Below are 15,536 nucleotides of genomic sequence, written 5' to 3' on the forward strand. Positions count from 1 at the left end.
ACACTATGAACACAATCGATTCCACCTGTTATGCTAGTTCAAAATTAAGCAGTCAAGATGGAGAAATATACAGCAGAAACCACACCCTTAACACTAGACGGACATCTAACATGGGATAGTAAAATAAAAAAAGCCGATTTATTACCAGATCCCCAATCCCGTTTAGATTCTGTTTACATGAAAGAAAGACCCCTTTCTGATTCCAGCATTCCATTTAGAGATCAAACAGATATTTCCAGTAAGAAAAAAAGCATTTGCCAACTTATCGATAAACTAGATGTCGAAACCAATATTAGATATCAAAGGACAGTAGAAGATACCTACTGCAATGTTTACTCTTATGATTATTGCTATTTCAGCGGCGTTTATCTCCCAACTGTTTGGTGGACTGAAGAAGCACTTGAAAAAATAGCGCAAGGAAAGGAAGTGGAAGCTGTTTTTGAGCAAACTGTTGAACGCATTTACTCCAGTGCCATACACGATTGGTTTCTAAAATGGGGACCTCAGTTTGGCTGGAAAAGAATGTTTACTCCCGATGAAATTCAAAACAAAGTAAATACCAATGGTGGAATAGGAATAATTTGTGCCAAAAGAAGAGAAAAAGGATTATCTGGTCATATCGTTCCCGTTGTTCCTGAAACAAATTTAAATCTGGCCTATCGAGAGAATGGCGTAGTCCTATATCCCCTGCAATCACAGGCAGGAAAACTTAATTATAATTATTTTTCAGAAGTTAGAAAAGACTGGTGGAATGACGAATTATACTCCTCCTACGTATTTTATTACCATGAATAAATAAAAAGAATGCCTTCAATTCTCCGAATGACCAAACATTACTGATTTACAACCTTTTAACTATTTGGAAATAACATAATAAAGAACTACTTTCGCAACCTGAAAAAAACAGAAATCGCAAGAGTTGTAATTCGCCTATACGCTTACTTAAATCATTGATAAAAAGACAATTAACAAGAATAATAATTTTATACCCTCATTATAAAATTATTTAATCAATTTTTCAATCGATACAAGTGTACAACTTCCCAGACTACTATTAATTCATACCATTTTACAAACAAAACAAAGCTTTTTTAAGAGATGCAAACCTTTAGGTCTTATCTGTTAAAAGATCTTACGACTCAGAATTTCAGTAGATGAACTTCTTATTTTAGCATAAAAATAAACACTTTAAAACAACCTTAAAAAAGAAAATTAGTATAAATGAAAGACAATCAGACAAAAAAATATTTTTGGGGAATTGGATTAGAAAACGAAACCTACATGCAATTTGAAGAATCCCTAATAGTTTCTGGTGAATTTATACAAAAAAAATTGGGTTTGAAAAATACAGCATTGACTATCGAAAATGCTACAAACCAGAAAGTTTGGCACCTGTACTTAAAAAAGCTTTTGACACAAACGAGAACTATAAAGTGAGCAGAATGATGAACAGTCATTCGCTGGAAAAACTGGATATAAACTATCAGCATAAAACATTATCCCCAGTAAAATCATTGGTTCCTACTGCCGAATCCACTGAAGCAAATCCACAACCACTTGAAAATCCTGAATATCTTGGGAAATCTATTATGGAACTTTTCCTTGAAGATCAACCTTACAATATTCAAAGCATGATTACCCAAAGAAACAAAACTATGGGATCTGTTCATTTCGATGGTGATTCTATAGAATTTGTAACTAAATATTTTGAAAATCGAACAATAGCTGATTCATGCAAAGAATTAAAGGCAACCAAAAAGTTATTTCTTGATAAAATTAATGACTCAGCAATACTTAATGGTAAATTAAATTTTCCGGATTACAACAATGGCCTTAACATGTTTATGACCAACCAGGAAAATCTCGTTTTGTTTAATAACGGAACATATCATTTTCACATTACCTTACCCTCGCTAACAAAAGACAGCCGGATTCTCGATTATAGTGATTTTAATAAAACACATGCCAATGCTATTTATTTATTGCAATGGTTCGAGCCTTTTTTTATCGCCACCCTTGGAAGTCCTGATATTATGGGGGTGATAAGCAACACCTATAGTTTGGACAAGAAATTTACTCTAGGTTCTATGAGAAATGCCATGTCACGCTACATCGGTGTAGGAACTTTTAATAAAGCAATGCCTAAGGGCAAAATTTTAACCTATAAAGTGGATGACTTTAGAAAATTGCTAAAATTCAAAAAAGAAGATAATATTTGGTGGCGCGATCAGATTGAGACAGAAATGGAGTACGAATTACTTTCTGAAGTGGGTCTGGATTTTAATCAGGAGAAAATGTACCAAAGCGGTTTTGAATTCAGAAGTTTTGATGAATTTCCGGCAGAATACTTAAATGATGTTCTTTTTTCGATTATTCTAATTTGCGAACATTCCTTAAATCTGCCTGACGTTCAATGGGGACACGATAGTGAGATTTGGAACAATTTAGTATTCAAAACCTTAAAAACTGGCTATCTGACTGAAATCAATGAGACTGAAAAGGACACAATCCTAACCTTATTGCAATTACTAAATCCATCAGATAATAATTATAATGAACTAAAATCCGAATTTGAAGGCATTGTTATACTGGATCAGTTTTTCTTTAAGATTTTGGCCGTTTTACACGATAAATACAAAGACAATAACGTCTGCTTGGATCTTATGTACGGAAAAAAAACAAGTTCACCTCCAAAATGGAATAACTTTAATAAATATCAAACCGAAAAACATCTACAACAAATAGGAGTGTTTATTGAGAATTAAAAGAAGCATTCTTAAAATACCATCAAACTTTATACAAAAGCTAAAGTTGTATAAAGTTTGTTTTTTTTAGCTACAAGATTCGATATGTCAGCCTACAATTATTGATTTCATAAAAGAATATTCTTTAAAACCTTTAGCTTTTCTATTTCCAAACAAAGTAAGATCATTCACCCTAGCTAAACCTTTTTTTACTTCTCCTGGTCTATTCTCGATTCGATTATTAGCCAGTGGCTTAATCTGCCAGATTAGTGCTCTCACGATCTCTTGCCGTTCTCTACAAGAGTCATATACTTTATTACAAAGGCTAAAACCATTACTAATGTTTATCTCCACATAGCTTATTTTCAAAATTACCAACTTTTAAACCTGATCCATTTTTTGTATCAATCCTAAACTATGCAGTTGAAACTGATATAAAACAAAAAAGCCACTCGGTTAGAGTGGCTTCTTGTGAACGCAGAAGGATTCGAACCTTCGACCGTCCCGATTGGAAATCGGGATGCTCTATCCTGCTGAGCTGCGTTAATAAAACCACTTAAAACAAAAAAGCCACTCGGTTAGAGCGGCTTCTTGTGAACGCAGAAGGATTCGAACCTTCGACCGCCTGCTTAGAAGGCAGGTGCTCTATCCAGCTGAGCTATGCGTCCAATATTTTTTAATTATCCAGGTCTTTCACAACTTTGGATTAATTATATCCTTACTTTTTTTTCGATTAAAATAATGCGCTCTTATTATAAAGTTCATTACAAATGACCAGCATTCTTTATTTTTATTCGAAAAAAAACTTCAACTAGTAAAACCAGTTGAAGTTTTTAGTACTCAGAGCGGGACTTGAACCCGCACGAACATTGCTGTTCACTGGATTTTAAGTCCAGCGTGTCTACCAATTTCACCATCCGAGCATTATGTGGTACCTCCAGGGATCGAACCAGGGACACATGGATTTTCAGTCCATTGCTCTACCATCTGAGCTAAGGTACCTTTTTTTGTTTAAATCTTCATTTAACCAAAATTAGAATAAAAAACCCCGTTTTATTACGAACAGGGTTTTCAAAGAAAGGCGACGACATACTCTCCCACATAACTGCAGTACCATCTGCGCAGGCGGGCTTAACTTCTCTGTTCGGGATGGGAAGAGGTGAGCCCCGCCGCAATAACCACCTTAAGGCTGTTAGTTGCTTGGGCAACTTTTTAATTGACAATTGATAATTAACAATTGATAATTAAAACAATATTTTAACATACTGAGATAAAGAAACAAATAAGTTTTTTACTTAAGAAAGTTTCCTCCCGATAGCTTGCGCTATCGGGAAAAGGGTGTACATAAGCTTACGGATTATTAGTACTACTCGACTATGACATTACTGCCTTTACATCTATAGCCTATCAACGTGGTCATCTTCCACGATCCTTAAAAGAAATCTCATCTTGTGGTGGGTTTCGCGCTTATATGCTTTCAGCGCTTATCCCTTCCAAACGTAGCTACTCTGCGGTGCCCCTGGCGGGACAACAGATACACTAGAGGTTTGTCCAATTCGGTCCTCTCGTACTAGAATCAGATCCACTCAAATTTCTAACGCCCACAGTAGATAGAGACCGAACTGTCTCACGACGTTCTGAACCCAGCTCGCGTGCCACTTTAATGGGCGAACAGCCCAACCCTTGGGACCTTCTCCAGCCCCAGGATGTGACGAGCCGACATCGAGGTGCCAAACCCCCCCGTCGATATGAGCTCTTGGGGGAGATCAGCCTGTTATCCCCGGCGTACCTTTTATCCTTTGAGCGATGGCCCTTCCATGCGGAACCACCGGATCACTATGCTCTACTTTCGTACCTGATCGACCTGTATGTCTCTCAGTCAAGCTCCCTTATGCCATTGCACTCTACGCACGGTTACCAAGCGTACTGAGGGAACCTTTAGAAGCCTCCGTTACTCTTTTGGAGGCGACCACCCCAGTCAAACTACCCACCAAGCACTGTCCTCTTCATCGAAGAGTTAGGCCTCAGATAAACAAAGGGTTGTATTTCAACAATGACTCCACAACGCCTGGCGACGCCACTTCACAGTCTCCAACCTATTCTACACATCATTTATCCAAGGTCAATACTAAGCTATAGTAAAGGTGCACAGGGTCTTTTCGTCCCACTGCGGGTAAACGGCATCTTCACCGTTACTACAATTTCACCGAGCTCATGGCTGAGACAGTGTCCAGATCGTTACACCATTCGTGCAGGTCGGAACTTACCCGACAAGGAATTTCGCTACCTTAGGACCGTTATAGTTACGGCCGCCGTTTACTGGGGCTTCAATTCAATGCTTCTCCGAAGATAACATCTCCTCTTAACCTTCCAGCACCGGGCAGGTGTCAGGCCCTATACTTCATCTTACGATTTTGCAGAGCCCTGTGTTTTTGATAAACAGTCGCCTGGACCTCTTCACTGCGGCCAGCTTGCGCTGGCGACCTTTCTCCCGAAGTTACAGGTCTATTTTGCCTAATTCCTTAGCCATGAATCTCTCGAGCACCTTAGGATTCTCTCCTCAACTACCTGTGTCGGTTTACGGTACTGGTACTAATTACCTGAAGTTTAGAGGTTTTTCTTGGAAGCCCTTAGGCGCACTATCTCTTTGTCCGAAGACTCCGAGTACTATCGTATTTCACCATTCTCTACGGATTTGCCTATAGAGAATATAGCTAGGTACTTCAACGAACTATTCCGTCAGTTCGCGGCGCTTTCATCACTCCGTCACCCCATCACAGTAATTAGTAGTACGGGAATATTAACCCGTTGGCCATCGACTGTCCCTTTCGGGTTCGCCTTAGGACCAGACTAACCCACAGCTGATTAGCATAGCTGTGGAAACCTTAGTTTTTCGGTGTGCGGGTTTCTCGCCCGCATTATCGTTACTTATGCCTACATTTTCTTTTCCAGCCAGTCCAGCATACCTTACGATACACCTTCAACCCTGCTGGAATGCTCCCCTACCACTTACAATTACTTGTAAATCCATAGCTTCGGTAATATGCTTATGCCCGATTATTATCCATGCTCGTCCGCTCGACTAGTGAGCTGTTACGCACTCTTTAAATGAATGGCTGCTTCCAAGCCAACATCCTAGCTGTCTGGGCAGACAAACCTCGTTCTTTCAACTTAGCATATATTTGGGGACCTTAGCTGATGGTCTGGGTTCTTTCCCTCTCGGACTTGGACCTTAGCACCCAAGCCCTCACTGTTATCAATCATTATATAGCATTCGGAGTTTGTCAGGAATTGGTAGGCGGTGAAGCCCCCGCATCCAATCAGTAGCTCTACCTCTATATAACTAAAATAACGCTGCACCTAAATGCATTTCGGGGAGTACGAGCTATTTCCGAGTTTGATTGGCCTTTCACCCCTACCCACAGGTCATCCGAAGACTTTTCAACGTCAACCGGTTCGGACCTCCACACTGTGTTACCAGCGCTTCATCCTGCCCATGGGTAGATCACACGGTTTCGCGTCTAACACTACTGACTAAAGCGCCCTATTCAGACTCGCTTTCGCTACGGATCCGTGACTTAATCACTTAACCTTGCCAGCAACGTTAACTCGTAGGCTCATTATGCAAAAGGCACGCCGTCACCCCACAAAAGGGCTCCGACCGCTTGTAAGCGTATGGTTTCAGGATCTATTTCACTCCGTTATTCACGGTTCTTTTCACCTTTCCCTCACGGTACTGGTTCACTATCGGTCTCTCAGGAGTATTTAGCCTTAGCGGATGGTCCCGCCAAATTCAGACAGGGTTTCACGTGCCCCGCCCTACTCAGGATACCACTATCTATTATACTTGTTACCCATACGAGGCTATCACTCTCTATGGCTCGACTTTCCAGTCGATTCCGGTTCCTTGTACATAAAATGTCGTGGTCCTACAACCCCAACAATGCCGTAACATCATTGGTTTGGGCTAATCCGCGTTCGCTCGCCACTACTTACGGAATCACTTTTGTTTTCTTCTCCTCCGCCTACTTAGATGTTTCAGTTCAGCGGGTTTGCCCACCTATCGGTGTACTATGTCTTCAACATAGTGGGTTGCCCCATTCGGATATCTACGGATCAATCGATGTGTGCTCGTCCCCGTAGCTTTTCGCAGCTTATCACGTCCTTCTTCGCCTCTGAGAGCCTAGGCATCCCCCATACGCCCTTATTTTGCTTATTGTACCAATCTTGTTTCTTAAAACAAGACCGTTTTTTTTTGTCTTTTATTATTGCTAATAAAAAACGCTTTCTACTTTCTTATTATTTTCTTATCTCAATATGTCAATGAACTTTTATAATTAATAATTATCAATTGATAATTGTCAATTATTTCGTGGAGAATAACGGAGTCGAACCGTTGACCTCCTGCGTGCAAGGCAGGCGCTCTAGCCAGCTGAGCTAATCCCCCATTTTTTAGTTGTCAGTTAACAGTTTTCAGTTAACAGTACTTAAAACGGTTACTCAACCTCTAAAATTTCCTTTTAAATTAAGCTTTCAGTCCTTTTTAATTATCAATTGTTAATTATTAATTATCAATTCTTTTTAAAAAGTAGTCCCGGGCAGACTCGAACTGCCGACCCCTACATTATCAGTGTAGTACTCTAACCAGCTGAGCTACGAGACTCTGTTTTTACTTAATTCTTTCATTTTTTTAAATTAACAGCAAGAGTAATACAATCTCCAATTCAGAGACCCATAAATAATCATCTTTTTTCCTTAACGTGCACTAGGCTAACAGTAAGGCTCTAGAAAGGAGGTGTTCCAGCCGCACCTTCCGGTACGGCTACCTTGTTACGACTTAGCCCTAGTTACCAGTTTTACCCTAGGCAGCTCCTTGCGGTCACCGACTTCAGGCACCCCCAGCTTCCATGGCTTGACGGGCGGTGTGTACAAGGCCCGGGAACGTATTCACCGGATCATGGCTGATATCCGATTACTAGCGATTCCAGCTTCACGGAGTCGAGTTGCAGACTCCGATCCGAACTGTGACCGGTTTTATAGATTCGCTCCTGGTCGCCCAGTGGCTGCTCTCTGTACCGGCCATTGTAGCACGTGTGTAGCCCAAGGCGTAAGGGCCGTGATGATTTGACGTCATCCCCACCTTCCTCACAGTTTGCACTGGCAGTCTTGTTAGAGTTCCCGACATGACTCGCTGGCAACTAACAACAGGGGTTGCGCTCGTTATAGGACTTAACCTGACACCTCACGGCACGAGCTGACGACAACCATGCAGCACCTTGTAATTTGTCTTGCGAAAGATCTGTTTCCAAATCGGTCAAACTACATTTAAGCCTTGGTAAGGTTCCTCGCGTATCATCGAATTAAACCACATGCTCCACCGCTTGTGCGGGCCCCCGTCAATTCCTTTGAGTTTCATTCTTGCGAACGTACTCCCCAGGTGGGATACTTATCACTTTCGCTTAGCCACTGAAATTGCTTCCAACAGCTAGTATCCATCGTTTACGGCGTGGACTACCAGGGTATCTAATCCTGTTCGCTACCCACGCTTTCGTCCATCAGCGTCAATCCATTAGTAGTAACCTGCCTTCGCAATTGGTATTCCATGTAATCTCTAAGCATTTCACCGCTACACTACATATTCTAGTTACTTCCTAATAATTCAAGTTTAGCAGTATCAATGGCCGTTCCACCGTTGAGCGATGGGCTTTCACCACTGACTTACTAAACCGCCTACGGACCCTTTAAACCCAATGATTCCGGATAACGCTTGGATCCTCCGTATTACCGCGGCTGCTGGCACGGAGTTAGCCGATCCTTATTCTTACGATACCGTCAAGCTCCTACACGTAGGAGTGTTTCTTCTCGTACAAAAGCAGTTTACAATCCATAGGACCGTCATCCTGCACGCGGCATGGCTGGATCAGGCTTGCGCCCATTGTCCAATATTCCTCACTGCTGCCTCCCGTAGGAGTCTGGTCCGTGTCTCAGTACCAGTGTGGGGGATCTCCCTCTCAGGACCCCTACCCATCGTAGCCTTGGTAAGCCGTTACCTTACCAACTAGCTAATGGGACGCATGCTCATCTTTTACCGTTGTGACTTTAATAGTATCTCGATGCCGAGTCACTATACTATGAGGTATTAATCCAAATTTCTCTGGGCTATCCCTCTGTAAAAGGTAGATTGCATACGCGTTACGCACCCGTGCGCCGGTCTCTATATCCGAAGACATATACCCCTCGACTTGCATGTGTTAAGCCTGCCGCTAGCGTTCATCCTGAGCCAGGATCAAACTCTTCATCGTATATTTTTATATTATATTGCGATGATATCTATCGGTTCTTTTCGAATCTTACGATTCTATTACTCTTATTCTTTTGTCCCGATTAATCGGGACAGCTGTCAATTCAATATGTCTACGAACGTATTCTTTTTTATTAATCTCGCTTGTTTCTCAAAGCGGGTGCAAAAGTAGAAAACTTATTTCTAATCGGCAAGAGTTTTTTGAAGTTTTTTTTAGAAAATTTCTTTTCGTTTTTAACTTCTCTCCTTACCAATCTTTCAATGAACTCCCCTTGTTTTGCGGGGTGCAAACTTAAAACTTTCTTTCTTTACTCGCAAGCTTTTTGGAATCTTTTTTTGAAAATTTCTTTTCGTTTTAATTCCTTCGCTTGTCAGTATTTCAGTGAACGTTTATCGCTGTTGCGGGTGCAAAAGTAGTCACTTTATTCGCTTTTACAAGCTTTTTTTAAACTTATTTTTAATCTTTTTCGAAACTTTCCCCTAACACTCTGATAACACCTCTTTTACAAATTAAACTTTTTTCAGGTTTGAAAGGTTTTTCTTCGTTCAAATGAAACTCTTAGATACAAAGCCCCGTTTTTACTGGTTTTTTACTAATCTCGCAAAGTCGCAAAGGCGCGAAGTTTTTGTTTTTCTTGTCTTATTTCCTTTGAAAACCCATACCCTAGCCCCGATAGTAGTGGAAATCCTTTTGATTTTTCCTTTAAAAAGCAAAAGATTGCAGCGGATAGCGGGATAAAGCTTCGACTTCGCTCAGCTGGACAGAATCACTCCTTATATAGTATAGAACCTCAAATACCAAGCTTCGACTTCGCTCAGCTGGACAGAAACTGCTTTTATTGCATTTTCGCTCAGCTGGACAGAATTACTCCTTATATATAGGTAGTAAAAAAACAAACCCGACAGGTTTTGAAAACCTGTCGGGTTGTATACTATATATATGTAGGTATTTAATTTAAACTATCAATAACTTCTTTTGTAATACGAGTATATGCGATTGTCTGGTTGATACGAAAACATTGTTCTTCAAGTATCATTGTTTTTGTAAATAAAGATAATCTGTAGTAGTACTGATATCACGTAATCGAATTTGAGAATTATTAAACTCAAATAACTTCCAGTTTCGATTCAATTTACTTAGCGGTTCTGAATTAAACTCTATTTTAACTTCTCTAACCCCATTCTGCAAAGTACTTTCCCATTGACCAGTTTGTGAGGTCGCTCCTTTTGTAGCCACTACAGATTTGTCACTTTTAAAAACAAGAGAATAACCTATATAAGTGGACGTCTTTTCTGAGTCATCAAAAAAATAAGGTATCTCCCAAGTTCCCTTTGTTATAGTTTGCGGAAAATCAAGTGTCACAATATTATTTTCAGGACAATTGTCAATTGCATATTTTATTGCATTTTCAAACTCTAAATTATTAGAGATTGACTTTGTCTGATTATTATAATCTGCTATCGAAATTGGATATTTTAATGAAATATACTGACTACTATTCAAATTTTTTATAAAATTAAAGAAGGTCTGATCACTAACAATCGAAACAGAACTTGCTATTTGATTTGCACTGTTATAGATATTAATCGTTATAGGGTAGTTTATCTTTAGTCCATTAATTTTAGACAACAAATCTGGATAAAGATTCCAGTAGTCGATTAAAGCTTTAAAGTCAGATTCAGTTGGAATATTTTTTTCAATATAATTATAATACACCATCATTACAGGAAAATCAATTTTTACAATATCATCATCGTATGTATTTGCATTTATATTGTCCGTAACTTTTTTATAATCGGCAGTAGAGTTTATAGCAATTTTTACATTGTTAACTGTAACGGTATACGGCAGCCTAATGGTACAATAACTAGATCCGTCGATCACATTATCCTGCACCGTTTGAATCATTGCAACCCTTTGCAGATAAGTAGTAAGCGGCGAAACATTTGTGACTGTTCCTTGTGCCGTATCGTCTTTCTCGTCTGTTTCGCTCTGACAAGAAAGCAAAAGCAAGAAAGCCACTATTGATAAATATTTTTTTAAAGGGAACATATTTATATTTTTACAAAGGTAACAAAATTAAAGAAACTGTTTTTTTTTAATAACTCCTCTTCAAGGACTCCGTTTTTATCTAAAACACTAACTATCAACAAAAAACAACATTTCCTATTTATATAAAACAATCAGCTTTGCTTTTACCCTACTTAAATCAAAAACAAATACTTTTGCAAGGTAACAACTGAAAAACGAAATGCTACAAAAAGACCAATCCAATACTTGCGACGAAATAATCTTTTCGACTTTTTTTAAAAGTCAGGTAAAAGCACTTCGTAATTTTCTTTTTTACAAATTTGGCAATATCAATCAGGCGGAAGATTTAGCCCAGGAGGCATTTGTAAAACTTTGGCAAAACTGTGCTTCTGTACCTTTGGAAAAAGCAAAATCATATCTTTATACTATTGCAAATAACAGTAGTCTCAATGCAATTGCGCATCAAAAAGTTGTTTTGAGGTATGAGAAAAACTTCACCGGCTTAGATAAAACAAATGAAAATCCGGAATATATTCTGGAGGAGAAACAATTTCAAGCCAAACTTTTGAAAGCCATCGAAAATTTAAACGAAAAACAACGTATCGCTTTTCTGATGCATCGAATTGACGGAAAAAAATACAGTGAAATTGCCATAGCGTTAAATATTAGCGTAAAGGCAGTTGAAAAACGCATACATCTTGCTTTACTGAGTTTACGCAAAGAAATTGATTTATAGAAGTAGGGTAAATTTAGATTCAATTGTTTTAACAACATAATACCAGTATAATGAAAAAAAATCGCTTATTAGCAAAATGGCTTAACAATGATTTATCTCAGGATGAATTAGCTGAATTTGAAGCAAGTCCCGATTTTGAAAAATACCAAAAAATAAAGAATTATACTGCTCACTTAGAAGTAGGTGATTTGGATGAAAATGCCATGTTATCTAACATCCTGAATCAGAAAACGGTAACTCCAAAAACAATTCCTTTACACAAAAACTGGATGTTTCGAGCTGCCGCGGTCTTTGTGTTGGCACTCGGAATTACGCTTGTTATGAAACTTCTGATTCCTCAGACTCAAATCGCAAATTTTGGAGAGAAAACCACGTTTTCCTTACCTGATAATTCTGAAGTGGTCCTAAACTCAGGTTCTGAAATAAGTTACAAAAAATGGAATTGGACCAACAACAGGCACCTTGAATTAAAGGGAGAGGCTTATTTTAAAGTTGCCAAAGGCCACCGTTTTGAAGTACAGACCAGTCTGGGAAAAGTATCCGTTTTAGGAACTCAATTTAATGTTAAGGTGAGAAAAAACAAGTTTGATGTCGTTTGTTATGAAGGACGTGTAAGAGTGAATTATGCAAACACTCAAATTGTGTTAACTCACGGACAAAGCGTTAATTTTGAAAATGGCAAACAGGTAAACACCACTATAAACTCGTTAAAACCCGAATGGATTGACAATCAAATATATTTCTACCAAGAAAACATTAGAACGATACTAGACGAAGTTGAAAGACAATACAACATTACAATCGAACTAAACACAAAAGATACCACCTCTCTATTTACCGGAAAATTACCCGCTAAGGATTTAAATACAGCGATACAAATTATTAGTACAACCTATCATTTAGAGGCTAAAAAAGTCTCCAAAAATAAGATAATATTTGACGAGAAATAAATGTCATTCTCCAAACGGTTTCATTTTTTGTTTTTTATATTTTTTCTTGTCCTGAATGTTTGCTCTCAAGATAAGGGGAAAGTTGTACCTTTTAAAAAAATTATAGCAGCTATTGAAAAACAACATAATGTAAGTTTTAATTATACAGAAGATAATATTACCAATCTACAAATATCTCCTCCTAAAAAATCACTTACTTTAGATCAGAAACTACAATATCTTACAGAAAAAACCAATCTGTCATTTGAAAATATTGAAAACCAATTCATTAATATTTATAAAAATGATAGTGAATCACAAATGATCTGTGGTTATGTTTTCTCTAATGACTATAAAAAACCTATTGAAAACGCTAATGTTAATCTGCTTAACAAAACTCAAGTCACAACCAATTCCAATGGCTATTTTGAGTTTAGAAAAGATAGTAAAAACACCCTTCTGATCAGTCATGTTGGCTTTATCACCAAAAAAATTGTAGTCAATAATTCGTCTTCCAAAAATTGCCTGCAAATAACATTAGAGTCTGAAATAACGGAGCTTCAGGAAATTAAAGCCAATGCTATTTTGGCTTCAGGGATTTCAAAAAGCCCGGATGGATCTTTTGAAATTAAACCTAAGAAATTTGGTATTCTACCGGGACTTATAGAACCTGATGCTTTGCAAACCATGCAACAAATTCCTGGTGTCAACAGTCTTGATGAAAGTGTTTCCAGCATCAACGTACGTGGTGGCACTCACGATCAGAATTTATTTTTATGGAATGGAATACGGATGTTCCAAACCGGACACTTTTTTGGTTTAATATCTGTTTTTAATCCCAATTTGGCACATACCATTTCCATTTACAAAAATGGGAGCTCTGCATTTTACGGTGAGAGCGTGTCTAGCGTAGTAGCCATTTCTTCTACTCCTGAAACATCTGAAAAGAATACTTTTAGTGCCGGAATCAATATGATAAACGCTGATATTTACGCCAAGTACAATCTTTGCAAAAAGAGTTCTATCGAAATTTCAGCACGTAAATCGATTACCGATTTTGTAGAAACCCCAACCTATAAGGAATATTTTAATAAAGTATTCCAAAACACTACCATCACCGACTTTTCAGAAAAACAAAATATAAATTATCGCAGTGATAAAAAATTTGACTTTTATGATGCTACGTTAAAATATACACACAAAATAGGCGCTAAAGATGAAATTATACTCGATTTAATCACGATTAAAGATAATCTGGAAGTTTTTCAAAGCGCCACCGTATACGACATAAATAAATCGGAAAACAATGTTTTGCGTCAACAAAATTATGGTGGAAATTTGTCATGGAAAAGAAACTGGAACAACTTTAATACAACCAAAATTAATGTTTACAATTCGGCTTATGAACTTTTGGCCGACCAAAAAACCACTTTTGGAGATCAAATCGTGATTCAGGAGAACACGGTTAATAATAATGGAATTAATATGGAAAACCACCATATTATCAGCTCTAAATTTAGTTTAAGCAATGGCTATCAGTTCAATGAAATTGGCATTACTAATTTAGAACGAGTAACTAATCCTGATTTTTATCGTAAAGTAAAAGATGTACTAAAAACTCATGCTCTAATCTTAGAAGGAAAATACAACGACACACTTTCCCGAATCTATTTTAAAGCAGGAACTCGTATTAATTATATTGAAAAATTTAAAAAATACAATATCGAACCTCGCGTTCAATTTAATTATGGCATCAACAAAAGTTTAAATTTAGAATTGCTGGCTGAGTTAAAAAGCCAAAATTCGCAGCAAATTATTGATTTGCAAAAAGATTATTTTGGCATTGAAAAAAGGCGCTGGATCGTGTCTAATAATACAACCATTCCCATTCAAAGGAGCAAACAAATATCTTTAAACTTATTTTACAAAAAGAACAACTGGCTACTGGATATAGAAAATTTTTATAAAAAAGTATCCGGAATCATAACATCCAGTCAGGGCTTTCAAAACCAATTAGAATTTGTCCGAATGACTGGCGACTATGAAGTTCTGGGAACAGAAATGTTGATTCAGAAAAAAATGAACCACTTTCTCACCTGGTTGAGCTATACCTACAACCATAATAATTACTATTTCTCTAATTTTGAACCTCCAAGTTTTCCCAACAATTTTGAGGTAATGCATACGGTGTCGTGGGCAGGAATTTATGAAAAGAACAATTTCAAAATAGCTCTGGGTACAAAATGGTCTTCCGGCAGACCAAAAACCTCGCCTGATTTTTCGCAAATTAATCTCTCAGATCCTGTATTGGTGTACAACAAACCAAACAATACCAATGTACATATTTTTTCACAAGTCAACATTTCCTCTACTTACAAATGGGAAACCGCAAATGGAATTCAATACAAACTTGGTTTGTCTATTTTGAATATCCTAAACAGAAAAAATGAAATCAGTGAATATTACAGAGTAAGTTCTTTAACCAATTCTATAGAAGAAGTTGAAACTTTCTCGCTGCAAAGAACTCCAAACATGAGTTTTAGAGTTTCATTTTAGCCTTATTCCACAAGGTTTACCTAAAATTACTTTTCTTTTATTAAAAAAAACAACAATTCTTTGGTAGGGTAACCTTTATCAAAGCTGTTTTACTATTGAATCTTATCCAAATAAAAAGTGACTTTAGTAAACAACTTCATCCAATACCCTTTAGCGTATTTTTTCTATGACAGTTCATAGACCTCGAATTCATCGCACGAATTACCGATCAAAAGCAAGTACCTCTTGCTGATATCTA

The 15,536-nt window shown here is 37.8% G+C and carries 6 protein-coding genes, 6 tRNA genes and 3 rRNA genes; 5 read left to right on the forward strand and 10 right to left on the reverse strand.

Translation table 11 applies throughout. The annotated features are described in order from the left end of the window. The first annotated feature begins 57 nt into the window (after positions 1 to 57). Both M4I44_RS19925 and M4I44_RS19930 read left to right on the forward strand, forming a co-directional pair. Complete coding sequence (locus M4I44_RS19925; RefSeq protein ID WP_249965862.1) at positions 58 to 795, forward strand: hypothetical protein; 738 nt, start codon at positions 58 to 60, stop codon at positions 793 to 795. Positions 796 to 1,385: 590 nt separating this feature from the next. After that, entirely contained in the window at positions 1,386 to 2,765 is a 1,380-nt protein-coding gene (locus M4I44_RS19930; RefSeq protein WP_249965863.1) for a hypothetical protein, read from the forward strand. A 451-nt stretch (positions 2,766 to 3,216) separates the two neighbouring features. On the opposite strand, the gene M4I44_RS19935 is transcribed toward M4I44_RS19930, so the two are convergent. The 10 genes from M4I44_RS19935 to M4I44_RS19980 all read right to left on the reverse strand — a co-directional run bounded on the left by M4I44_RS19935 (position 3,217) and on the right by M4I44_RS19980 (position 11,098). Continuing rightward, positions 3,217 to 3,289 (reverse strand) — tRNA-Gly (locus M4I44_RS19935). A 49-nt stretch (positions 3,290 to 3,338) separates the two neighbouring features. Further along, a tRNA-Arg gene (locus M4I44_RS19940) sits at positions 3,339 to 3,412 on the reverse strand. Between the two features lie 169 nt (positions 3,413 to 3,581). Next, positions 3,582 to 3,667: transfer RNA gene (locus M4I44_RS19945), tRNA-Leu, on the reverse strand. Positions 3,668 to 3,673: 6 nt separating this feature from the next. Further along, positions 3,674 to 3,746 (reverse strand) — tRNA-Phe (locus tag M4I44_RS19950). Between the two features lie 74 nt (positions 3,747 to 3,820). Continuing rightward, positions 3,821 to 3,930: ribosomal RNA gene (gene rrf, locus M4I44_RS19955) — 5S ribosomal RNA — on the reverse strand. A 154-nt stretch (positions 3,931 to 4,084) separates the two neighbouring features. After that, positions 4,085 to 6,963 (reverse strand): 23S ribosomal RNA (locus M4I44_RS19960). 154 nt (positions 6,964 to 7,117) lie between these two features. Further along, a tRNA-Ala gene (locus tag M4I44_RS19965) sits at positions 7,118 to 7,191 on the reverse strand. 142 nt (positions 7,192 to 7,333) lie between these two features. Beyond that, positions 7,334 to 7,407, reverse strand: a tRNA-Ile gene (locus M4I44_RS19970). Positions 7,408 to 7,532: 125 nt separating this feature from the next. Next, a 16S ribosomal RNA gene (locus M4I44_RS19975) occupies positions 7,533 to 9,046 on the reverse strand. The 16S, 23S and 5S rRNA genes sit together here with 6 tRNA genes alongside, the layout of an rRNA operon. Before the next feature lie 1,032 nt (positions 9,047 to 10,078). Next, entirely contained in the window at positions 10,079 to 11,098 is a 1,020-nt protein-coding gene (locus M4I44_RS19980; protein WP_249965864.1) for a hypothetical protein, read from the reverse strand. A 199-nt stretch (positions 11,099 to 11,297) separates the two neighbouring features. On the opposite strand from M4I44_RS19980, the gene M4I44_RS19985 reads away from it, so the two are divergent. Genes M4I44_RS19985 through M4I44_RS19995 form a run of 3 tightly spaced genes read left to right on the forward strand, consistent with a single transcriptional unit; the run spans position 11,298 to position 15,298 of the window. After that, the gene (locus tag M4I44_RS19985; RefSeq protein WP_249965865.1) at positions 11,298 to 11,813 is read left to right on the forward strand and encodes an RNA polymerase sigma factor; all 516 of its coding nucleotides are present in this window, start codon (positions 11,298 to 11,300) and stop codon (positions 11,811 to 11,813) included. 50 nt (positions 11,814 to 11,863) lie between these two features. Beyond that, positions 11,864 to 12,763 carry a FecR family protein gene (locus tag M4I44_RS19990; RefSeq protein WP_249965866.1) on the forward strand — a complete coding sequence of 300 codons (900 nt, stop codon included), beginning with the start codon at positions 11,864 to 11,866 and terminating at the stop codon, positions 12,761 to 12,763. 27 nt (positions 12,764 to 12,790) lie between these two features. After that, on the forward strand, positions 12,791 to 15,298 hold the full coding sequence (locus tag M4I44_RS19995; protein ID WP_249965867.1) for a TonB-dependent receptor: 2,508 nt from the start codon (positions 12,791 to 12,793) through the stop codon (positions 15,296 to 15,298). The last annotated feature ends 238 nt before the right edge of the window (positions 15,299 to 15,536 follow it).

It is taken from the genome of Flavobacterium sp. B183 (assembly GCF_023539155.1).
Lineage (GTDB): Bacteria > Bacteroidota > Bacteroidia > Flavobacteriales > Flavobacteriaceae > Flavobacterium > Flavobacterium tructae.

Excerpts from the sequence above, each read along its gene's own strand:
- M4I44_RS19925 (WP_249965862.1), top strand. The coding sequence starts at position 58 with ATGGAGAAATATACAGCAGAAACCACACCCTTAACACTAGACGGACAT.
- M4I44_RS19980 (WP_249965864.1), bottom strand. The coding sequence starts at position 11,098 with ATGTTCCCTTTAAAAAAATATTTATCAATAGTGGCTTTCTTGCTTTTG.
- M4I44_RS19985 (WP_249965865.1), top strand. The coding sequence starts at position 11,298 with ATGCTACAAAAAGACCAATCCAATACTTGCGACGAAATAATCTTTTCG.
- M4I44_RS19990 (WP_249965866.1), top strand. The coding sequence starts at position 11,864 with ATGAAAAAAAATCGCTTATTAGCAAAATGGCTTAACAATGATTTATCT.